Raw genomic sequence first — 21,311 nt, forward strand, 5'->3', positions numbered from 1 at the left:
CAGACCCTATCCTGGCATACCCCTGCTCGTGGACTCTCTGTTTCATTTCGTGGCGCCGGTGTGTGACTACTTACGTAACCTCGTTATACACGAACAACTTGAGACCAGCTCAGTCAAGACCTACGCCCAATATATTCAGCTTTTCTGGAACTACTTGGAAGGAGAAGGAGCGAACTACGCTGAGGTAACAGATAAGCAACTTCTTACATGGTTGAACCAACAGAGAAATCGCGATAATAAAATTTATGTGGCCACAGCTCGATGCGACGCAATTTTCGACATGTACTGTTGGCTTGAAGTAAACGGGTATGTAAAAGACATCGTACGCATACCCGGACATAACGATGGGCAAAATTTCGAGCCGCTGCTATCCAGTAAGCGTGCTCGTCCTGGCAAATTTCGTCCTTCACGATTTGGGGTGGTTTCAGGTGTGCGTCCGAGGGCGAATGACGCCAATAGTGTTCAGCCTACTCCCACCAATGAAGACCTGACAAAATTGTATATTGCAGCCGATAATCCGAAGAACCCAAGCCTGACGGACCGCAACCATCTGCTTATCGATTGGTATGGCCAAACGGGCGTTCGTCGGATCGAGGCGCAGAATTTGACTGTCGATCAAATTCCAGAGTGGTCTGTAATTGATGATCTACGCCGAGACGGGTATATCTGCGAATTGCGTATCGTTAAGACCAAGGGTGGTAGGCCAAGACATATAGGCGTGCTACCAAGCTTACTGGAACGAACTCGGGAGTGGATAGAGGGCCCACGAGCAGATATCGTCGAGCGATTCAGGAGAAAAATCTCGACCTATAAGGAGCCAAAAGAAATTTTTATTTCGGCAAAGACCGGTGCAGCCTTGACGTTGACAACCATGAGCAACCTATTTACTGCATTTTTCGGAAAAGCTAAAGTCGAGGGACATGGGCATCGGATTCGCGCTCACTACCTCACCAATCTCCTCCACTCCGAAATAGACGCTGCGACAGCTCTTTTGATTTCAAACGGCGGAACGTTTAAAGATATTGATTGGGAACTTATTATAAGAAAAGTCGCAGAACGTGCGGGACATCGGAACGTGGATAGTATAAGAGACTACGTCACCATCCTAAAGAAAAGATATCAAAGACTTTCCGGACATGACGATTTGGTAACGATCGATCAGATGCTGAAGGCAAAGAAGCAAGAACTCGCATTGGTTGAACACCGGATTTCGAAAGGGAAAACAGAACTTGAGGCGCTAACAAAATTGGGGGCAAAAACTGATAGTAGTACGAGATAAATCATACAACGAATAAGGCGAAGCCCGGCGTTTTTATTCCGTCCCTCCCCATGCTTCTGAGACTCAGGAAATCTAAAAATGGCAGTGGATTACGGTTAGCAACGAGTCGCTCCCAGATGATCATCGCCCGGAAGCCATAAGGTCTACCTCGACACAATCGCGGTCGGAGGCAGGATCCTTTCAGCAGACACTTGGAACTGACGTCGTCCTTGAGGGGTAAAGTCGTCAATGTTTGCCGAGGTGATCGACAGCCTTCCCCCGGTTCACACCTCCTTGAACTCCTCGACGTTGGGCGCCGCCGACGGTCCGGGACGGTGTCCACTCAAGGTCGCTTGACGCTACTTGCTACGCTTAGGCAAATCTGTTGGGATGGGGGATAGCGCATCTTCGGTACAAAGAATACGGTCTTTGATAATAGGAGATTATCAAAGACCGTGGATCGGATTCCGGCTCTCCATAAGGGACAGTGTCTGAACGCCATTCGAGGCCAACCTAACTTGTCTCGAAGTCGATGCCGGCCGCAAGCCAGAGGCAAAATCGCGGATTGCTGCTGTCATGAGAACGGCGCAGAACATACAGCGCAAGCTAGGGACAGGAAACTAGACTCTGCGGGACGAGCTGCGAAAACGTGAGCTGCACCTCGTCATTGGCGGGATCGTTTTGGCGAAAGAAGCCGGCGTCGGATTGCACGAACGCTAAAGCGCTCCAATCGCCTGCTTCAACTCTCGCAGCCGCTCCTGGTTGACGCAGTAGCAGACCCGCTGCACATCCGACGACCCCTCGATCAGTCCTGCTTCCTTCAGGATCGAGACATGCTGCGAAATCGTCGACGGCGCCAGCGGCAAGACATCCGTTAGCTTCCCGAAGTAGCACTCGCCATAATCGATCAGGTGACGGAGCAGCTGGATACGTGCAGGATGCGCGAGTGCCTTGCACATGCGTGCCAGGTCATCGGCATCGATTTCCGTATCACGCATGCGAGGCGTAGTTGGAGGACAGCAGGATTTGGACATAGGTTTGTTCGTTGTTTGGCGAACGCAGAATAGGCCTCAGGAGACACTCTTGTCAAAAGCTTTGACGTACTGCCGCGATGGTTCAGCGGCGACCGCTCGAAGGTAGAAGGCAAGCGAAGCGACAGACATGGCGAGCAGCACGAACAGCAATACCAAAGGACCTCTGTCGTATCGCAGGATTGCTGCCGCTGCCAGCGGCCCGGCCGCCTTCGAAAGGAGCGACGGGCCTGCCATCGCACCGGAGATTGCGCCATAGTTTTCGCGGCCGAACAGCGCCTGAGGGACCGAACCACGCACGATAGTCAAGATGCCGTTACTCAACCCGTAAAGCACGCAGAAAGAAGCCGCCGCCCAAGCCTGCGAACCAAATAGTACGAGGACGAGCAAGGCTGCCGGGAGCATCGAGAACGTCAGCTTGCCGACCGTTTGCGGCGGCGTATTCCGCCCGAGCGTCATCTCTCCAATACGCCCCGCAACCTGCATTGGGCCGATCAACGTGGCCAGCATGACCGCCAGCGTCGCGGATGCGCCCAAGTGCCCGAGCAACGGGATCAGGTGGACCGACATCGCCGAGAAAATGAATGCATTGGCCGAGAATGCCAGTGCCAGCATCCAGAACGCCTGGTGCCGCAAAGCTTCCGCCAGGGTGTGGCTCCGGGGCGCACCGGCTGGATCCCTCAACTTGCTGCGGGCCGGATCGGTGCCTAGCCAGAGATGTAGCGGCACACAGATCAGAAGCTGTATGAGCCCGTACAAAAGGTAGGTGTCGCGCCAGCCTAGCATCGTATGCAATTTGGCGGTCAATGGCCAGAACACCGTGCTGGCAAAACCGCCGAACAGCGTCAAGGTCGAAATCGCTTTTCTGGAGCCAATCTCGAGCTTGCGGTTGATGGTTGCGAAAGCGGCCTCGTACAGCGTGAGTGCCATCGCAACGCCAATGAGCGTCCAGGCAAAATAATAGGATGCGACGCTGGTGCAGCGGCTGAGCCAAACCAGCCCAAGAGTACATAGCAACGAACCTGTCGCCATCACGTAGCGCCCGCCGTAGCGGTCCAGCAGGATGCCCGTTGGCGTAGAAGCCAATCCTGCAACGAGCAAGGCCCATGAAAAGGCGCCGAACACCAGTTCCGGCGCGAGCGCCAGATCACGCTCGATATCGGGGGCCACGATGGTGAAGGCATAGTAAAGCGATCCCCAGGACAGGATCTGGGTGACGGCGAGGATGCCAATGGTCTTCGATGGCCGTTGCACGCGAGGCTCCAGGTTGGCACCGCCGGCTCGCGCCGACGGCAGTTCATTCAATCAGGCGCAGCAGCTGGTCTTGGCCGGCGCACTGCAGCCGCAAGCGCCGAACGGAGACGGTGCTGGAACGCAGCAGCTCGCAGCCTGGGCCGCCGGGACTCCGCAACAGGAAACCACCGGCTCGGATGCAGCATCGTCGTAAGCCAGCCGAGTATTGCACACGCCCGTTTTCGGCAGGTCGAGCTGCACGTCGTCGGCCGCAGCCATATCGCCCACAAGAGCTGCGACCACGGAGCGCACCTGCTCGTACCCTGTCGCCATCAAGAAATTAGGTGCGCGGCCATAGCTCTTTGCGCCCACGGCGTAGTAGCCGGCTTCAGGGTGGGCCAGCTCGTTATGTCCGTGCGGACGGACGGTGCCGCAGCTGTGCTCGTTCGGATCGATCAGGGGCGCCAGCGCGTCGGTGCTCTCGAGCCACGGGTCATGGCGCACGCGCAGTTCGCGCGTCAGCGCAAGGTCGGGCCGCGCCCCGGCCGCGCAAATAATACGGTCGATCCCGTCGATCACCGGCGTGGCGCCGCTGATCGGCTCTCCGGTCACGCGGATCCGGCCGTCGACTTCTTCCAGTTGCTCGATCCGGAAGTTCTGGCGCAATTCCAGTCCACCAGAGTCACGCAGGGCCTTCAGGCGTATTCCGAGCTGGCCGCGTGCCTGCAGGCCATCGGCTTCGCCGCCGCCGAACACCCGGGTCAGGTTGCTGCCGCGGGTTGCCCAGACGATGCTGGTCTTCGGATATGCCTCGGCTAGTTGCGCGAGCGCGAGCAGGCTTCCGGCTGCGGAGTGCCCTGCTCCCACGACCAGCACTCGCCGGCCCGCAAAGCGTTCACGCGCGCTTCCAAGGACATCAGGCATGCCATAGTCGATGCGCGCCGCCAGTACCACTTCGCCAAGCGCAGGGATGCCATCGGCACCCAACGGATTCTGATGCGACCAGGTGCCGGTAGCGTCAATCACGTCACTGGCCAGGTACTGCCGAGTCCCTTCCGCCGTTTCGGTGCGGATCAGGAAGGGTGCGGCCTCGCGGCCCTTGGTCTTTACCTTGTCGAAACCGACGCGCGTGATGGCAATGACCCGCTGCCCGAGCAGCAGGTTGGCCGCAATTGCAGGCGTCGCTGCGAGCGGAGTAAGGTAAGCGTCGAGTAGTTCGCCCGCGGTCGGCAGCCCGTCGTCCGGCGGCGAAGTCCAACCGTGCTGCTGCAGGAGGCGGCGGGCCGCCTTGTCGACGTTGTATTGCCAGGGCGAGAACAGGCGCACGTGGCGGTAGGTGGCCAGGTTGGCGCCTACCTTGGGGCCAGCTTCGAGAATGAGCGGCGTTAGGCCCCGCTCGATCAGGTGCGCAGCCGCCGCAAGGCCTACAGGCCCAGCTCCAAGCACCGCCACCGGCAGTTTTTTGTTGCTATTCATTCTTGCTCTCCTCGTCTAGTCAGGCAAAGTTCTGTTGGTCCGCAGCCAAACCTCGGCATTTCCTATTTCGTCGAATTACGAATGCATGGGCGCAGCGATAGACCCGGACGCGCGCCTGAACCGGTTATTCGTTAATCGACGAATATAGAATATCGTCGTTATAATCAAACGGTCAAGATGTTTCGATATATTTGGAAGTGTCGTATCAACCAACCGAACAGGTCGAGACCGCCATGACTGACAACAGGATTTTCAACGTACTATTTCTTTGCACCGGCAACTCCTCGCGCAGCATTATTGCCGAGGCCATCCTCAACGCCACCAGCGCTGGCCGATTTCGCGCCTACAGCGCAGGAAGCCATCCAGGCAGCTCGGTGCATCCCTTTGCGATCGAACAGATCGAACGGCTCGGCTTCCCCGTCCAGGGCCTGCGCAGCAAAAGCTGGGATGAGTACGCAGTTGCCGATGCTCCGCACATGGACTTCGTGATCACGGTATGCGACAAGGCCGCTGGCGAGGCGTGTCCCCGCTGGCCAGGGCACCCGATCACGGCGCATTGGAGCTTCGAAGATCCAGCAGCATTCGTGGGCAGCGACCGGGAGCATCGCCAGGTCTTTGCCCGCACATGCCGCGAGATCAAGAATCGCCTCGACATCTTTTCCATGCTTCCGTTTGCGACGCTGTCGCGCCTGGCTATCCAAAAGGAACTGGCCGCCATCGGCCGTTCGGACGTGCCGCTCCTGTGAGGGCTTGCCGCACAGGCGTCAATTCCACTATACTGGAACTATCGAATATGTGGACGAGATCATGGACACGAAACCCGCACTTGCCGCGCTTGCCGCCCTCGCCCAGGAATCAAGGCTGGCAACCTTTCGCTTGCTCGTGCAGGCTGGCCCTGCAGGACTTTCCGCAACCAAGATTGCCGAGGCACTCGGCACGCCTCCCTCATCGCTGTCCTTTCATCTGAAAGAACTTACCCACGCCAACCTGGTGATTCCGCGCCAGGAAGGCCGTTTCATCATTTACGCAGCGAACTTCGACACGATGAATCAGCTGCTGGGCTTCCTGACCGAGAACTGCTGTGGCGGCAATCCTTGTTCGCCAACGAATGGCTCGGGATGTGAGCCCATCGCTTCCAGCCAAACAAGCTAATTTCTGCGCTTATTTCCTCTCAACCTAAGGTCTACCGTGAACGTACTTTTTCTTTGCACCGGCAATTCGTGCCGCTCGCTCATCAGTGAAGCCGTCTTCAATCATCTGGCTCCAACTGGCTGGCACGCCATCAGCGCAGGCAGCCAACCGACCGGCAAGTTGAACGACAAGGCGCTCGCCCTGCTCGCCAGCAAAGGCATTTCCACCGAGGGCTACTACAGCAAGTCCTGGGACAATTTGCCCGTCACCCCTGACCTCGTGGTAACGGTGTGTGCCAGCGCTGCCGGTGAAACCTGCCCGGCCTACCTCGGTCCGGTGCTTCGTACGCATTGGGGTGTCGAAGACCCGAGCCACGTCGTCGGTACCGAAGAGGAAATCGACGCCGCCTTCGAAAAGGCCTACGCCATCCTCCGCGCACGTATCGAAGCCTTCCTCGCCCTGCCGCTCGAGAAGTTGAAATCCGACCGCGCGAAGTTCAAGACCGAACTCGACTGCATCGGCCATATCGGCGCCTGAACGCCACCTACCGTTACGTCAGCCGGGCCATTGCCCGGCTTGTCCATGTGCCCGTAGCTCCCTGAAAGACTTCCGTGCTGATCGCATTTCTCATCTTCCTGATAACCCTCACCTTCGTCATCTGGCAGCCTCGCGGCCTCGGTATCGGCTGGAGCGCCGCCGCGGGCGCCGCCGTGGCCTTGCTCGCGGGCGTCATCCACGTCAGTGACATTCCCACCGTCTGGCATATCGTCTGGAATGCCACCGGTGCGTTCGTGGCCGTCATCATCATCAGCCTCCTGCTCGACAAGGCCGGCTTCTTCGAGTGGGCTGCGTTGCACGTGGCGCGTTGGGGCGGCGGCAGCGGCCGGCGCCTGTTTGTGCTTCTTGTCTTGCTGGGTGCGGCCGTGGCCGCGCTGTTCGCCAACGATGGCGCGGCGCTGATCCTGACGCCCATCGTCATCGCCATGCTGGTCGCCTTGCGATTTTCGCCGAAAGCCACGCTGGCCTTCGTAATGGCGGCCGGTTTCATCGCCGACACTGCCAGCCTGCCGCTGGTCGTGTCGAACCTCGTGAATATCGTCTCGGCCGACTATTTCAATATCGGCTTTGCGCGCTACGCCGCAGTGATGGTGCCGGTGAACCTGGTGTCGGTGGCCGCGACGCTTGCCGCGCTGGTCTGGTTCTTCCGCAAGGACATCCTGGCCAACTACGACGTGACACAACTGAAACGCCCCGAGGAGGCCATCCATGACCGCGCCACCTTCGTCACCGGCTGGTGCGTGCTGGGCATGCTGCTGGTCGGCTTCTTCTGGCTCGACGCTGCCGGCATCCCGATCAGTGCCGTGGCCGCGGTTGGCGCAGTGCTGCTGCTGGCTGTCGCTGCGCGCGGGCACCGGATCTCGACCCGCGAGGTGCTGCGCGGCGCCCCATGGCAGGTGGTCGTATTCTCGCTGGGGATGTACCTGGTGGTCTATGGCCTGCGCAATGCCGGGTTGACGGACTACCTCACTGCCCTGCTCAACCGGTGCGCCGAGCATGGCGTGTGGGGCGCAGCGCTCGGCACCGGCTTCATCACTGCCATCCTGTCGTCGATCATGAATAATATGCCGACCGTACTCGTGGGCGCGCTGGCAATCGACGCCACCACGGCACAGGGTGTTGTGCGCGAAGCGATGGTGTACGCGAACGTGATTGGTGCTGACCTCGGCCCGAAGATCACGCCGATTGGCAGCCTCGCCACGCTGTTGTGGCTGCACGTGCTTTCGGCGAAGAATATCCAGATCTCTTGGGGCTACTACTTCCGGATCGGTATTCTCCTGACCCTGCCGATCCTGCTGGTGACCCTGAGCGCGCTTGCCCTGCGCTTGAGCTGAGAAAGGACCGAACATGAACAAGGCACTGGACGTCACGATCTATCACAACCCCGATTGCGGCACCTCCCGCAACACGCTGGGCCTCATCCGGAATGCCGGCATCGAGCCGACCGTGATCGAATACCTTAAGAACCCGCCCGACCGCGCAACACTGGTCAACCTGATTCAGCGCGCAGGCCTGCAGGTTCGCGGCGCCGTACGCGAGAAAGGCACGCCATTCCTGGAGCTCGGCCTGGATGATCCCGGGACGACGGACGAGCAACTGATCGACGCGATGCTCGCGCATCCGATTCTGATCAACCGGCCCTTCGTCGTCACGCCAGTCGGTGTCCGCCTGTGTCGGCCGTCTGAAGTCGTGCTGGACATCCTGCCGGCGCCGCAGCGTGCCGCCTTCTCGAAAGAGGACGGCGAAGCTGTCGTCGACGAACAAGGAAAGCGAATCAAATGAGTAAAATCCCGAATCTCCCCAACATCAAGCCCGAACTGCTTGACCAGCCTACGCTCGAGAAGCTCGCGCCAGTGGGCGACCTGAGCCATCCGCCGCGCATCCTGATGCTGTACGGCTCGTTGCGTGAGCGTTCCTTCAGCCGCTTCCTGACCGAGGAAGCCGCGCGCATATTGGAGCACTTCGGCGCAGAGGTGAAGATTTTCGATCCGATGGAACTGCCGATGGCCGGCAGCGTGCCGGAGACGCATCCGAAAGTCGTCGAGCTGCGCGAGCTGTGCCTGTGGTCGGAAGGCCAGGTATGGTGCAGCCCGGAGCGCCATGGTGCGATCACGGCGGTGATGAAGAACCAGATCGACTGGATTCCGCTGGAAATGGGCGCGATCCGGCCGAGCCAGGGCCGCACGCTGGCGGTGATGCAGGTCTGCGGCGGTTCGCAGTCCTTCAACGTGGTCAACACCCTGCGCCTGCTGGGGCGCTGGATGCGCATGTTCACGATCCCGAACCAGTCCTCAGTGCCGATGGCCTATAAGGAATTCGACGACGAAGGCCGGATGCGACCGTCTGCCTACTACGATCGGGTTGTCGACGTGATGGAGGAGCTCTTCAAGATCACGTTGCTGATGCGGGGGCGAACCGATTTTCTGACCGACCGCTACAGCGAGCGCAACGAGCGTGCGCTCAAGGCGATCAATCGGCAGATCGAAAAAATTTGAACTGCTGAGGCTGGGTTGGCGCCAGCAGAGCTCTTACCCGCGGCCAATCATCCTCTGGACCAGCCGGAGACAATAATCGCCATTCCGAACAAAGCGATCGCCGCGCCGGCCCAGTCCATGGTCGACAACTTCACGCCGTCGACCACGCGTAGCCAGACCAGTGCAGTAGCAACGTAGACGCCGCCATATGCCGCGTACACGCGGCCGCTGGCGGCAGGGTGTAAAGTCAGCAGCCACACGAAGAGTGCCAGGCTTGCTGCAGCCGGGGCAAGTAGCCAGATCGGGCCATTCTTACGAAGCCATAAATATGGCAGAAAACAGCCTACAATTTCCGCAACGGCTGTGGCAATGAACAACAGTCCAGTCTTCCAGATCATTAATTCTTCTTTCGTCTACGAGGATCCGTCTGCTTTACATGCCAGTGCTCGACCGAGGTAGCAGAATCCTGTTGGTAACAATCCAGGGCGAAGACCAACGGACGGGAAACCTTGTCAGCTTTGGCGTGCATTCGCCGATGCGCATTAACAACGCTGCCTCCTTCCGCATGGTCTGCCAAAGGGGAGGACCTGGCATTATACGATCAGGAGTTGGACGCCAGGCTGTAAGCGCCGCTGCCAATGCTTGAAAGCGTCCCTAACCTAATCCACTTTTCCGTTCAGGACGCGGTTTCCTCACGGAAAAGCCTAAACGCGAGTAGACAAAGTACCGCTTCCACCACGGCAAAAAGGATCAATGCCTTTCCGAAGTCAAATAAGCTCAGCACCTCCCCGAAGATGAGACTGCCCAGCCCGAAACCGATGAACAACATAAATACGTTCAGGCCCATCGCTTGTCCTGGGCGCTGGCCACCGAGGGATGTCACGATGCCGGCGAATAGCGGCTGGGTCATGTCATAACCCAGCGACAACACAGTTACCGCAAGCGCTGCGACCAGCAATGATGTATGCGAGAGCAGCGCTGCAGCGGCCAGTGCGCCGATGCCCAGGCCGATCGGCAAAATGCGTCCGCGGCCGAAGCGATCTGCGGCGCGTCCGATCAAGGGTCCGAACAAAAAGCCAGGGACGCCGTAACCGAGCAATGCCAAGCCGATACCGACGGGGCCCAGGCCATACTGCCGCTCGAAATACAAGCCGAGCCATGTGAAGACGCCCGAGTGGAAAATCGAATTGAGCAACACAAAGAGATAAGTACGCTGGCCCCGTGCCGATGTGATCAGACCGCGATATGCTTGAAATAGCATGCTCCAGCCGCCCTGGATGGACTGGGTCGCGTCTGCGATCAGATTCCGATACGGAAGCAGAACGGCCAAGATGCCAGCCCCCGCGATGCCGACGCCGATGAAGATGATGCGCCATCCGGTGTACGGCTCCAGGACGGCGCCGATGGTGGAACCGAAAGCCATACCGCCGGCCATGGCGCCAAACAGCCAGCCCAGGGGGCGCCCTCGCCGCTCATAAGGGAATAACCGGCCGATCAGGACAAGGGCCAGCGGCACGACGCCACTTGCGCCGAGACCGGTCATCAGGCGCCAAAACGCGAGTTGCGTGATCGACTGTGCCGTAGCTGTCAAGGACGTCAGCAGCGCAAACGCGCACAGCGAGGCGGCCATGATCCGCCAGATGCCGATGCGGTCGGCCAACAAACCGTAGGCGAGCGTTGCCGCACCGTATGGAATGAGATACGCAGGGACGATGAACCCGGTTTCGTGCGGCGAGACCGCGAATGTGGCCGCTAGCTGGGGAATGATGGGGGCCACCATGAAGGCCTGAAAGAAGATGATGAACGTTGCGGCAGCGAGCACGCGTAGCAGCGCTTCGCGCTGTCGGTTCATATCAATGGTCGTTGAGGTCATTATTAATATTCTCGTTTCGGGAAATAGTGATCATTCGGCGGCGGCTGCTTCTTCATCAAGGACAAGGTGACGGTGTCTTGAACCCCGCCTGGCCGACGGCTGGAAAATGTATTTACGCAAAATGCTCGCCGCGCACTTCAGTCGTCAATCGTCTCGCAATCAGCTCAAGATCCTGGCTTCGAAGCCCGCAATCTTCAGGGTCGCCAATATTTGTTCAGCTGTCACCAGTTCGGGGGTGATGACAACAGCGATGCGCTGTGTCTTCGCGCTGGCAACCACTTCTTGAACGCCGGGCATCCGTCCCAGCGAAAAACGGACCCGGGTCTCGCAGCCACCGCAATGCATCTTCTCCTCGCCAATCACTTCGAAATCGACCTTGGCAACCATGTTGATATCCTTTCCTATAACAGTTCAAATCCTGACCGGCTCCGCCGCGCGTCCGACGCTCAAAATCGCATCGAAGAAGAGGCGGGGCCGACCGCGTAGCGAGTTCGAAAAAATGGCGGTGACGCTGAACGCCATTGCCGCCATCGCCCAGATGGGGTAGACCAGGCTGGTCGCAGCAAGCGGGATCCCGATCCCGTTGAACATGATGGCCAGACAGACGTTCTGCAACATCTTGCGGTAGCTCCAGCGGCTGATCTCGCGGGCATCCAGAACCGCTTCCAGGCGATTGTTCAAGATGATGATGTCCGCCGCATCAATCGCGATGTCGGCGCCATTCCCCATCGCGATTCCGACGTTTGCCTGCATCAGGGCGACCGAGTCGTTGATCCCATCGCCGACCATCGCGACACTTCTGGCTTGCTGCATCGTCCTGATCAGGCTTGCCTTCTCCTGCGGAAGCAAACCTGCATGAACCTCATCGACCCCGACCTCGTTTCCTACACGCTCGACGGCAGCCCTGTTATCGCCACTCATCAGGATCGTGCGTATTCCTGCCTGGCGTAGCCGGTCTATCGTATATTTGGCGTTCGGCCGAACGGCATCACCGAAGGCGAGCAGCCCGAGAACTGTGTTCTCGCGCGCTACGAGAACGACGGTCCTGCCTATTTCTTCCAGCGTTCGTACCCGCGACTCGATGTCCCCCAAGGGCACTGCCTGTTCTTTTAAAAACGCAATATTTCCGACCAAGACCATCTGATTCTTCAGCGTCGCCCGCACGCCCCGACCCGGCACCGCTTCGAAGTGGTCGAGCGGCGGCAGACCAATCCCGCGTTCCAGCGCTGCAGTCATTACGGCTTTTGCCAGAGGGTGCTCCGAAGCCGCTTCCACCGAAGCCGCCACGCCAAGCAATTCATCTTCCGTGTCGCTCACGGCTTCCAGTTCGAGCAGATCCGGCTTGCCTTCGGTGAGCGTTCCCGTCTTGTCGAACACGATGTGTGTCACAAGCCGCAACCCCTGGAAGGCTTCGCCTGTGCGCATCAGTATGCCGCGCTCCGCCGCTTCGCCAGCACCGCGAACGATCGCCAGCGGCGCCGAGATGCCGAGGGCGCAAGGGTAGCCCATCACGAGAACCGTAAGGCCTGCAAACACGGCACGCTCAATGTCCGGGCTGTTGCCGGTCAGCAAAGGGAGAATCCACCAGGCGAGAAAGGAAAGTGCGGACAGCGACAGCACGGCAGGAGCGTAGAGCTTGAGCACCTTGTCGACCAGGTGCAGCATTCCGGGCTTCAAGGCGCGGGCATCTTCGACCTCTTGCACTACGCGCTGCAGGAAACTGCTTGCTCCGACCGCGGTCACGCGAACAAGTAATGTACCCAGTCCGTTCATCGATCCCCCGACGACAGTGCCGCCGGCCCTGCACTCGACCGGAAGCGGCTCGCCGGTTACCAGCGAGACGTCGACGGACGAATGGCCGTCGGCCACGACGCCGTCGACCGGGATACGCTGGCCAGGACGAACACGCACCAGGTCGCCGATAACGACCTGTTCGATCGGAAGCTCTTGTTCCTGGCCATTACGCAGCACGTATGCGGTGTCGGGCTGCAGATCAAGCAAGCGCCGCACCGCCTGTGAGCTGCGCGTCTTCACGATTAGCGATAGCCACTCCGAAAAGATGTGGTAATTGCAGACCATGACAGCCACACAGAAGAAGGGGGCTGCCGGAAAGGTCGGGCCCCCGGCAACGATGCCGTACACGCCGCCGGCCAGGCCCGCAAACGCCGCCCCTTCCAGCAAGACATGCTGGTTGATGATCCGGCGTCGCAGCGATTGCCAGGCGATGTAAAGGATTTGCCGCGCGAGCACGAAGACGACTACCACGGCAAGAACGGCAGCGAGCCAAGCTTCGTGCCCCCCCATCCGCCCGCTTTGCCGCAGCCATGTCAGGCCAATGACTTCGACCAGCGCAAGGAGTGTTCCTGCACTCGCTTGCGCCCAACCGCGCGGGCGCAATACGAGGAACACCGCCGCAATGAGCGATACGGCGACAAACGCTTCGAGTAGTGCGTACCAGAAATCCCCCGGCCGCGCGACCAGCGTCAGCGACCCCAGGCTGAAGAACGTCGCCCAAAGAAACCGCCTTGCTCCATGTACCAGATCGCGTTCATCCTCTTCAAAGGGCTTTAGCTTGCGTGGATCCGAAATGCTGTAGCCCATCTGGCGCAGAGTCTCCAGCAGTACCTGTGGCCGAACCTTGGCCGGGTCGTACTCCACCAGCGCCTGCTCGTGCGTAAGGCTGACGGCCACGGCGTCGACGCCCGGGTGCTGGCGCAGCGCCTTTTCAATCGTGCCCGTGCAAAGTGAGCAGTGCATCCCGGCGACCCGCGCTCGCATGCGCATCCGGTCGGGGTGGCTGCCTGGCTCCTGTGTCCACATGGGGCTTTCCAGATAAGAAGAAGCGTCCAGAGTGCTTTCAGCGGTGCTCATGAGTTAGTCCGAATTTGTCGAATGTCGCCATTCTGAAGGCTGGAGCATGGTCCAGAGTCAAGGGCTTTTTGGGCGCAAACTAGGACTTGACTCTGGACCTACCTCCAAGGTTTAGAATGCAAAATCGGAGGTGAAAGTGTTAACCATAGGAAAATTAGCAACATTGTTGGGCGTGACGGTCGATACGCTGCGGTTTTATGAGCGCGAGGGCCTACTCGCTCCGGCGAGCAAGAGCGAAGGCGGTTACCGGCTCTATGATGAGGATTCGGTCGTCCGGCTCCGGTTCATCAAACAGGCGCGGGACTGCGGCTTCACGCTGGGCGAAATCCAGCAGTTGCTGGTGTTGCGCGGCCAGAGCGAGGCCTGCTGTGGCGATGTCCGGCAGCGGGCGATCGAAAAGAAGCTGCAGGTGGAGGGAAAGATACGGGCACTCTCGGCCATGTCCAAGGCGCTGGACCATTTGATCGCTGACTGTGCCAATGAAACCCACCCTATCAACGGCTGCCCGATCCTGGCGGCTCTCGAGAAGGCAAGCACATCTTCCGACAGCGAAGGAAAAACGTGAAGATTGAACTGTTTTACGCACCAGGCTGCGACAAGTGCGCTGCCAATCGTGAGAATCTCAAGGCAGCTGCCAGCCAGTGCATCCCTGACGTCGAGTGGTGCGAGTTGAACGTGCTCGAGCATATGGAATATGCCGTCGAGCTTGGGGTGCTTACCTTGCCGGCCATCGCCATCGAGGGAGTGCTCGAGTTCCCGGCGCTGCCAAACGTGAAGCAGTTTGCCGCTGCCATCGCTCGTAAGGCGGCCAACGTGGAAAGGTCATGATCATGGATCCCTCAGCGCTGGGGCAAGCCGTCCAGCATGCCGGTTTCGCTGCTGTTGGCGTAGGGTTTCTGACCGGTCTCTTCTTCAGCCTGAATCCCGTGGCCGTCGCGGCGATCCCGGTGTCGCTCGCTTACGTCACAAAGGCGCGGGACCGGAGCGAGTCCATCACCTTTGGCAGCATGTTCATTCTTGGCATGCTTGCGATGCACGTGCTGCTCGGGTTGCTGGCCGGCCTGAGCGGACTTTGGGTCGCGCGCCTGCTCGGGCGTCAATGGGGACTTGTGCTTGGGCCGTTCCTGATTCTCCTCGGTCTGATCTGGCCGGGCTGGCTTCGATTGCCGCTCCCGACCGTGTCCGTTCGCGCGCGGCGTGTTACCGGCGTTTGGGGCGCCTTCACGTTGGGCATGGTCTTCTCGGTAGCGGTCTGCCCATTTTGCACGCCAGCCTTGCTGGTCCTGTTGGGAGGGGCCGCTTCGGCCGGCTCACCACTACTGGGCGCTGCGTTGCTGTTGGCATTCGCGATCGGGCGTTCGATCCCTGTTGGCTTGGGGGCGTGGGCTATAGGCTGGCTGGAGAACTTGAAGCCATTTTCCAAATACTCGAAAGCGTTCGAAGTCATCGGCGGCATCGCGCTGATCGCGGCGGGGCTATACATGCTGAACGCCTATTTCTTCATCATTCCATCGCTGGCGGCGTGAGCCGCCTCAACGGTGATCGCCATGAGCGAATCGACCACGTTATCTGATGACATCACAGCAGCATTCGGACGCGCGTGCAGGGAGAAGGACTGGCAAATTGCCGAGTTTCTGCTCCAGGCACTGGAAGCACTGTCCGAGCGCGATCAGGCCGATGAACAAGCACGAAGGACGCGCCACCTCCGGCTTGTTTTCTCCTCTGAGAGTCGATTGATACCGTAAGTACGCTCTTCCGGGTAAGGTACGAACTGTAATCGCCTGTTTGCCGATGCCCCGCCGGCCATTGGCAAGGAGGCGAAAGAAATCAGTCATCGATCAGTGCCTGGATTATTGGGCACCCTGCACTAGGATGCTCGCTGTCGCAGCGCGATACCAGCGTTGCGAGCGCTGTCTTCATTGCAAGCAGATCGCTTAATTTAGCCTCTACCATGGCGAGCTTCTTCGCTGCCAGGTCGCGGGTGCTGGCGCAGGTCTGCGAGCCGTCCAGCTTGAGAAGACTCGCGATTTCATCGAGCGTAAAGCCAAGGTGTTGTGCCCGCTTGATGAAGCGAATCCGGCGTACATCCTCGCCCGCATAGGTGCGGTAGCCGCTGTACGGCCGCGCCGGCTCATCGATCAGTCCACTTCGTTGATAGAACCGGACCGTCTCCACATTCACGCCGGCTGCGCTGGCCAAGCGGCTGATGGTCATTTTCTCTGTCATGCACTTGACTCCGTATATGTGTACGGAGTTTATCCTGTTTCACCGTGAAACCTGTTTGGAGCGAGCATGGCAATCGGAACGAAGGGATCCTTGGTCGCAGGCGTGTTGGCGGCGATCGGGGCCTCAGCATGTTGCGCCGGTCCGCTCATCCTCCTGCTGCTCGGCATCAGCGGCGGATGGGCATCTCACCTGATTGCGTTCGAACCCTACAGCCCCTACCTCACCGCGCTGACGGTGCTGTTTTTAGGAGCCGCCTTCCACAACTTGTACCTGCGTCGGCAGGCTTGCGCGCCTGGCGACGCCTGCGCCGCTGACCGTGTCATCAGGAGCCAGCGCATCATGTTCTGGTTCGTTGCCGTCCCCGTCGTACTACTGCTGACGTTTCCCTTGTACGCCCCGCTGTTCTATTAAAAGGATTTCCCGATGCGTATTTCTACATTCATCGTGTCCGTGTTACTGAGCGGATCGGCCTTCGCCGGTACCGCAGAAACACTTACCCTTAACGTGCAAAACATGAGCTGTGCCGGGTGCCCGATCACGGTCAAAAAGGCGCTTGAACGAGTTCCTGGCGTAAGCGAGGTGAAAATCGATTTCGAGCACAAGACGGCCACTGTGCACATGGATGCGGACAAAGCCAACGTCTCCATGCTGACCAAAGCGACGGCTGACGCAGGCTTCCCTTCGACCGTCAGGAAGTGATGCGATGACCGAGGCAATTTTAGAGTCGACCCTGACCTGTCCGCGTTGCGGGCTGAGCAAACTGGAAACCATGCCGACTGATGCATGCCAGTTCTACTACGAGTGCGAAGGCTGTGCCGTCGTGCTGCGGCCAAAGGCCGGTGACTGCTGTGTCTTTTGCTCATACGGCACGGTCAAGTGCCCGCCGATTCAACTGGAGCGTCCCTGCTGTGGCTAACGTACGTTCCTTGGAGCTTCGCTATTGCTGACGACAGCACTTCCGCGCAATCCCACGGCAAGAACTCGTCGATGCGATTCACCGGATGGTCAGGATTGACGATGAGACCGGCCTGTGACTAGGTTGCATCGGCAATCGCGCCACTTTGCGTAGCAGAACGCAATGTCAGATTCGACGCCAAAGCCAGGCGTATTGCCTCGCCCAGCGTAATGATTGTGCCCGTGGTCGTCGGTGCCGGCGTATTCGGGCCCTCGGCCGCTAAAACTGTTTGCTGATCACTTTGCTGTGCAGCTACTGCGAGCAGCGGCATGGACAAAGCCGCAACTCCCAGCATGATAAGTCTGGTTTGCATGGATAACTCCGAAAATGAAAACGAAGGTCATCCGGCGGCGCCATAGCAGAGTCAGGGCTGCATCGAGCCCTCAAGCACAGGTACTAACTTTGAGAAAAGTGTGGTTCCGCCGGATCTACGCAACGGAGTTCCATTGAGGCCGTTCAGGCGGGGGAGACAGACGACAGCGGGACAATTCCCGTGTCCGGAGCGGCGCCAGCCACATGCAAGTCTAGTGGAACGTGGAATGTGTCGATCGCTACCGTAGCGTGATGACACGATGCACAGTGTGAGTGCACAGAAAACTTCTTGACTACGGCAGGCGTATCTTTATTGGCAACAGGAAACTCGTCACCGTCCTCGACATGCTGGTGGTGCCCGAGATGTTGTGCGGCGCGGCCTGTCTCGTGCATGCAATACGCAGTCACCGCCGACCAGCTGAACTGGAGCGCAATGACAGCGAGAAGGATGTAGACGAAGCGGCGAGCCATCCGCGAAATATAGCATGGATGGCCCTTCTTCCGGAGGGCAGTTCGTAAACCGCTGCTACTCGCCATCCGATATACCATTGCGTTCAGACCCTCTTGTTCTTGGCTGCAGCCTGATCGAACCTTAGTAGCCGGAGTCCGTTGAATACGACCAGCAAACTCGCACCGACGTCTGCAAAGACCGCCATCCAGAGCGTGGCAAGCCCCGACAGGGCGAGCGCAAAGAAAACTACTTTGATCCCAAGTGCAAGAACAATGTTCTGCACCAGGATCCGGCGCGTCTGCTTGCTCAGGCTCACGAAGACCGGCAGCTTTCGTAGGTCGTCGTCCATCAGGGCAACGTCGGCTGTTTCGATCGCGGTATCGCTCCCGGCCGCGCCCATGGCGAAGCCAACCTTTGCACGGGCCAGTGCGGGGGCATCATTGATGCCGTCCCCGATCATGCCAACCACGCCATATTTCGATTCCAGGACCTCGACCGCGCCGAGCTTCTGTTCGGGTAGTAGGTCGGCTTGAATCTGGTCGATTCCCACCTGGTCCCCGATCTGCTGTGCTGTCGCGAGGTTGTCGCCGGTGAGCATGACAGGCGTAACGCCGAGCGCCTTTAGTCGTTCGACCGCGGGGATAGCGCTGTCGCGCAAGACATCCGCGATCGCAATCATGCCTATCAAGCCATTGTCATTGGCCAGCATTACAGCGGTGCGCCCGGCTGCTTCCTGTTCCGCCAGGTCGTCGCGCACCGCATCGAAATTTACTCCATGCTCGGTCATCAGGCGCTGGTTTCCCAAGTAGTACTGGAGTCCGTCGATCACGCCGCGCACGCCGCGACCAGCTACAGCTTCGAATCCCTGCACGCGCTGCAACTGCGTACCTGGCCTGACCGCGGCCACCACGGCTCGAGCCAGCGGATGATCGGAATTCGCGTCGAGGCTCGCGGCGATGTTCAAGACTTCATCGCGCGAATGAGTGGACACCGGGGCAACGGCGACCACTGCTGGCCGACCTTGCGTCAACGTACCGGTCTTGTCGAGAGCGATCGCCTTGATCTTGTAGCCGGCTTCGAGAAACTGTCCGCCTTTGATGAGGATGCCCCGCTTGGCTGCAGCTGTCAGCCCGCTGACCACGGTGACCGGCGTCGAAATCACTAATGCACATGGGCAGGCGATCACCAGCATCACCAGCGCCTTGTACAACCATTCGTGTACCGGCTGATGCCAAAGCAACGGCGGCAAAATGGCGACCAGGAGCGCGGCCACGACGACCGCCGGCGTGTAGTACTTGGCGAAGGTATCGACGAACCGCTGCGTCGGTGCCTGGTTCTGCTGCGTCTCTTCGATGACGCATACGATCTTGGCGAGCGTACTGTTGCGGCGCTGCGTCGTGACCCGCACTTCGAGCAGGCCGTGCTCGTTGATCGTGCCGGCGTAGACGGCGTCGCCGGGCTTTTTCCGTACTGGCATGCTTTCGCCCGTGATGGGAGCCTGGTTCACCGACGACTCCCCTTCGACGACTTCGCCGTCTACCGCGATCCGCTCGCCCGGCTTGACTAGTACGATCGCCCCGACATTGATTCGATCGGCCTCGATTACCTGCCATTGTCCTTGCGCGTCGCGCACATTGGCCTCATCCGGCGCCAGGCGCAACAGGCCATGGACCGTTCCCCGGGCACGGTCGAGGGACAAAGCCTCGATCAATTCGGCAATCGCGAACAGGAAAATCACCATGGCCGCTTCCGGCCACTGCCCAATAAGAACGGCGCCGACAACTGCCAGGCACATCAGGAAGTTGATGTTGAGGGTGAACGTCTTGAGCGCTACCCACCCTTTGCGCAGCGTTGGGATGCCTGCCGTGAGGATGGAAATCAGGGACAAGGCGATTACAGGCGGGGAAGATTCTGCCGCTCCTTGCCACGCAAGGACTTCGGCCGCGACGGCGCATAAACCAGCCACTCCCAGTCCCACCTTCTGTAAAGGGCTGAGTGCTGCCTCCTCTGCGACGACGGGCGCTGGTGCACTCTCATCCACGACAACCGCTTTCATGCCGATGCCGTGCAGTGCTTCGGTTATCGGCTGTACGGATCGCAAATCGTGCACGACGTCCAGCGAACGCCCCATCAGGTTGAAGCGCAAGTCAAGAATTCCGTCCATGCCGTGAAGCCTACGGCGGATCAGTCCTTCTTCCGACGGACAGTCCATGTTGGCAATACGATAAGTGACGGTGGTCCCTTCGGCGACCGGGACCGCACCAGGGACAAAGGCAGATTCCGAGCATCCGCATGCCTTGCCAGCGGCGTCACAAGTAGTTCGGCTAAGTTCACTCATAAGCGTCTCAAATTTGAAAAGCAATACCACGACTGAATCCAGACTTGGCCGCAGCCATGTCTACCATAAGCTTGGAGTTAACACCCTGTAGCGACCTCAGAGTCAAGGAAAATCGGCGAAGTTATGAAGATTGTTGGCTCGGCGAAATTTTGCTAGGGGCAAGGAATGTTTAGCGCAGTGGGCGGAAGTCCACTCCGGGCATCTTGGGTGTGCTTGTGTATAATCGCTTTGTATGAAACGCCTTTTACTCATCCTGCTGATGGCATTGATACCGCTTCACACTACGTGGGCAGCGGTGGCAGGCGTGCGTGAACTGGCTGAGTTCAGCACTGCATCGTCCCCAGCGCTGAGTGCCTCGACGGCGTCTGAGTTACCTGCGTCATTCACGGGTGAGGATAGCAAGTACAAGATGGGCTGCTGTGCCGGATGCCACGTGTTCTGTCACTTTGCCGCACCGCTTCCGGTGAGCACGCTCGGTGTCGCACCTTCGCCTGCTCAGGTATCGATACTCCTCCCATCGACGTTCCTCGAGTATCGATCATACATTCCAGACGGGCCAATCCGGCCCCAGTGGCGTCACGTCAGCTGAGCTGACGGCGTGCCTTCTTCTACGCTCTTTCAAGGCTCGTGCGAGAGATCTCGCTGACCTAGTCGTTTTAATTCCTTGCTAGGTACCGTCAGGTTGTCACCATGCGTGACATCACCTGTACTGCCGTGCGTTTGTACATGACGCACGGTGGAACGCCGATCGATGAAGGAACAATGATGACAAACATAACAATTCACGCCCTTGGACTGGTTACGCTGATTGGTTTGGCGGGGTGTGCTGATCCACGACTGGGGCCAAACAGTAAAACCGGGTGGGTAACCGAGTTTTATACTGTGGAGAAACTGCAGCAAGATCGCCCCAAGTGTCTTGCCGGGCTCAGCGCCGAGCAAATAGCAGAAAACCGATATGCCGAAATTTCGGTGTCTCACTTTCGCTCTTATCGATATGTAAGTGCGTTGGTCCCTGCTTCGATAAAACTCCATGTCCACGACAAGGTCGAGATCTCACCGCCATTCTGCAAGGATGGCACGGTGCCACAAGTAATCCAGATATTGAAGCCCGCTTCGTGAACGGT

The 21,311-nt window shown here is 59.0% G+C and carries 25 protein-coding genes; 15 read left to right on the forward strand and 10 right to left on the reverse strand.

All coding sequences use genetic code 11. From position 1 onward, the window contains the following. Positions 1-28: 28 nt before the first annotated feature. Complete coding sequence (locus QPK32_RS14215) at positions 29-1,279, forward strand: site-specific integrase (protein WP_290413474.1); 1,251 nt, start codon at positions 29-31, stop codon at positions 1,277-1,279. 695 nt (positions 1,280-1,974) lie between these two features. Here QPK32_RS14215 and QPK32_RS14220 read toward each other — a convergent pair. The 3 genes from QPK32_RS14220 to QPK32_RS14230 form a co-directional block, all read right to left on the reverse strand. Continuing rightward, positions 1,975-2,256 carry a helix-turn-helix transcriptional regulator gene (locus QPK32_RS14220; protein ID WP_083684453.1) on the reverse strand — a complete coding sequence of 94 codons (282 nt, stop codon included), beginning with the start codon at positions 2,254-2,256 and terminating at the stop codon, positions 1,975-1,977. A gap of 72 nt (positions 2,257-2,328) precedes the next feature. Next, positions 2,329-3,543: an MFS transporter gene (locus QPK32_RS14225; protein WP_290413475.1), complete on the reverse strand. Its 1,215-nt coding sequence runs from the start codon at positions 3,541-3,543 to the stop codon at positions 2,329-2,331. A 51-nt stretch (positions 3,544-3,594) separates the two neighbouring features. Further along, positions 3,595-4,998 (reverse strand): FAD-dependent oxidoreductase, encoded by a 1,404-nt coding sequence (locus tag QPK32_RS14230; protein WP_258847608.1) that lies wholly within the window; start codon positions 4,996-4,998, stop codon positions 3,595-3,597. A 233-nt stretch (positions 4,999-5,231) separates the two neighbouring features. On the opposite strand from QPK32_RS14230, the gene QPK32_RS14235 reads away from it, so the two are divergent. The 6 genes from QPK32_RS14235 (at position 5,232) to arsH (ending at position 9,182) form a co-directional block, all read left to right on the forward strand. Next, positions 5,232-5,744 (forward strand): arsenate reductase ArsC, encoded by a 513-nt coding sequence (locus QPK32_RS14235; RefSeq protein WP_075796166.1) that lies wholly within the window; start codon positions 5,232-5,234, stop codon positions 5,742-5,744. Between the two features lie 61 nt (positions 5,745-5,805). Then, positions 5,806-6,150, forward strand: coding sequence for a helix-turn-helix transcriptional regulator (locus QPK32_RS14240; RefSeq protein WP_075796165.1), 345 nt, complete (start codon positions 5,806-5,808; stop codon positions 6,148-6,150). A 36-nt stretch (positions 6,151-6,186) separates the two neighbouring features. Then, positions 6,187-6,666 (forward strand): arsenate reductase ArsC, encoded by a 480-nt coding sequence (locus tag QPK32_RS14245; RefSeq protein WP_290413476.1) that lies wholly within the window; start codon positions 6,187-6,189, stop codon positions 6,664-6,666. A gap of 74 nt (positions 6,667-6,740) precedes the next feature. Continuing rightward, positions 6,741-8,021: an arsenic transporter gene (locus QPK32_RS14250; RefSeq protein ID WP_290413477.1), complete on the forward strand. Its 1,281-nt coding sequence runs from the start codon at positions 6,741-6,743 to the stop codon at positions 8,019-8,021. 25 nt (positions 8,022-8,046) lie between these two features. Then, positions 8,047-8,469, forward strand: a complete 423-nt coding sequence (arsC, locus tag QPK32_RS14255) for an arsenate reductase (glutaredoxin) (RefSeq protein ID WP_258844231.1) — start codon at positions 8,047-8,049, stop codon at positions 8,467-8,469. Further along, positions 8,466-9,182, forward strand: a complete 717-nt coding sequence (gene arsH / locus QPK32_RS14260) for an arsenical resistance protein ArsH (protein WP_258844102.1) — start codon at positions 8,466-8,468, stop codon at positions 9,180-9,182. Before arsC ends, arsH begins: the two co-directional genes overlap by 4 nt. A 47-nt stretch (positions 9,183-9,229) precedes the next feature. Here the strand turns inward: arsH and QPK32_RS14265 are convergent, their stop codons facing one another. The 4 genes from QPK32_RS14265 to QPK32_RS14280 form a co-directional block, all read right to left on the reverse strand. Then, complete coding sequence (locus QPK32_RS14265) at positions 9,230-9,559, reverse strand: YnfA family protein (protein ID WP_308632557.1); 330 nt, start codon at positions 9,557-9,559, stop codon at positions 9,230-9,232. Positions 9,560-9,837: 278 nt separating this feature from the next. Beyond that, positions 9,838-11,034: an MFS transporter gene (locus tag QPK32_RS14270; protein ID WP_290413478.1), complete on the reverse strand. Its 1,197-nt coding sequence runs from the start codon at positions 11,032-11,034 to the stop codon at positions 9,838-9,840. A gap of 159 nt (positions 11,035-11,193) precedes the next feature. Further along, positions 11,194-11,421 (reverse strand): heavy-metal-associated domain-containing protein, encoded by a 228-nt coding sequence (locus QPK32_RS14275; RefSeq protein WP_290413479.1) that lies wholly within the window; start codon positions 11,419-11,421, stop codon positions 11,194-11,196. 24 nt (positions 11,422-11,445) lie between these two features. Continuing rightward, positions 11,446-13,905 (reverse strand): cation-translocating P-type ATPase, encoded by a 2,460-nt coding sequence (locus tag QPK32_RS14280; protein WP_290413480.1) that lies wholly within the window; start codon positions 13,903-13,905, stop codon positions 11,446-11,448. A gap of 130 nt (positions 13,906-14,035) precedes the next feature. Between QPK32_RS14280 and QPK32_RS14285 the strand changes: the two genes are divergently transcribed. Genes QPK32_RS14285 through QPK32_RS14300 form a run of 4 tightly spaced genes read left to right on the forward strand, consistent with a single transcriptional unit; the run spans position 14,036 to position 15,650 of the window. Beyond that, positions 14,036-14,470 carry a heavy metal-responsive transcriptional regulator gene (locus QPK32_RS14285; RefSeq protein ID WP_290413481.1) on the forward strand — a complete coding sequence of 145 codons (435 nt, stop codon included), beginning with the start codon at positions 14,036-14,038 and terminating at the stop codon, positions 14,468-14,470. Next, entirely contained in the window at positions 14,467-14,733 is a 267-nt protein-coding gene (locus tag QPK32_RS14290; protein ID WP_290413482.1) for a thioredoxin family protein, read from the forward strand. Before QPK32_RS14285 ends, QPK32_RS14290 begins: the two co-directional genes overlap by 4 nt. Further along, positions 14,730-15,431 (forward strand): cytochrome c biogenesis CcdA family protein, encoded by a 702-nt coding sequence (locus QPK32_RS14295; RefSeq protein ID WP_290413483.1) that lies wholly within the window; start codon positions 14,730-14,732, stop codon positions 15,429-15,431. The genes QPK32_RS14290 and QPK32_RS14295 overlap by 4 nt, the downstream gene beginning before the upstream one ends. Positions 15,432-15,452: 21 nt before the next feature. After that, positions 15,453-15,650, forward strand: a complete 198-nt coding sequence (locus QPK32_RS14300; RefSeq protein WP_156895506.1) for a hypothetical protein — start codon at positions 15,453-15,455, stop codon at positions 15,648-15,650. An 82-nt stretch (positions 15,651-15,732) separates the two neighbouring features. Here QPK32_RS14300 and merR read toward each other — a convergent pair whose 3' ends face one another. Further along, positions 15,733-16,131: an Hg(II)-responsive transcriptional regulator gene (gene merR, locus QPK32_RS14305; protein ID WP_290413484.1), complete on the reverse strand. Its 399-nt coding sequence runs from the start codon at positions 16,129-16,131 to the stop codon at positions 15,733-15,735. Between the two features lie 66 nt (positions 16,132-16,197). Here merR and QPK32_RS14310 point away from each other — a divergent pair, with 66 nt between their 5' ends. Genes QPK32_RS14310 through QPK32_RS14320 form a run of 3 tightly spaced genes read left to right on the forward strand, consistent with a single transcriptional unit; the run spans position 16,198 to position 17,047 of the window. Next, positions 16,198-16,542: a mercuric transporter MerT family protein gene (locus QPK32_RS14310; protein WP_290413485.1), complete on the forward strand. Its 345-nt coding sequence runs from the start codon at positions 16,198-16,200 to the stop codon at positions 16,540-16,542. Between the two features lie 12 nt (positions 16,543-16,554). Further along, positions 16,555-16,830: a mercury resistance system periplasmic binding protein MerP gene (merP, locus tag QPK32_RS14315; RefSeq protein ID WP_290413486.1), complete on the forward strand. Its 276-nt coding sequence runs from the start codon at positions 16,555-16,557 to the stop codon at positions 16,828-16,830. A gap of 4 nt (positions 16,831-16,834) precedes the next feature. Continuing rightward, positions 16,835-17,047 carry a GDCCVxC domain-containing (seleno)protein gene (locus QPK32_RS14320; RefSeq protein WP_290413487.1) on the forward strand — a complete coding sequence of 71 codons (213 nt, stop codon included), beginning with the start codon at positions 16,835-16,837 and terminating at the stop codon, positions 17,045-17,047. A gap of 118 nt (positions 17,048-17,165) precedes the next feature. Here QPK32_RS14320 and QPK32_RS14325 read toward each other — a convergent pair whose 3' ends face one another. Further along, entirely contained in the window at positions 17,166-17,399 is a 234-nt protein-coding gene (locus QPK32_RS14325) for a hypothetical protein (protein WP_290413488.1), read from the reverse strand. Positions 17,400-17,952: 553 nt separating this feature from the next. Continuing rightward, positions 17,953-20,187, reverse strand: coding sequence for a cation-translocating P-type ATPase (locus tag QPK32_RS14330; RefSeq protein WP_290413586.1), 2,235 nt, complete (start codon positions 20,185-20,187; stop codon positions 17,953-17,955). A 690-nt stretch (positions 20,188-20,877) separates the two neighbouring features. Here QPK32_RS14330 and QPK32_RS14335 point away from each other — a divergent pair. Beyond that, on the forward strand, positions 20,878-21,306 hold the full coding sequence (locus QPK32_RS14335; RefSeq protein ID WP_141839240.1) for a hypothetical protein: 429 nt from the start codon (positions 20,878-20,880) through the stop codon (positions 21,304-21,306). Positions 21,307-21,311: the final 5 nt, after the last annotated feature.

The sequence above is a fragment of the Massilia sp. YIM B02763 genome, from assembly GCF_030412015.1.
Lineage (GTDB): Bacteria > Pseudomonadota > Gammaproteobacteria > Burkholderiales > Burkholderiaceae_D > Telluria.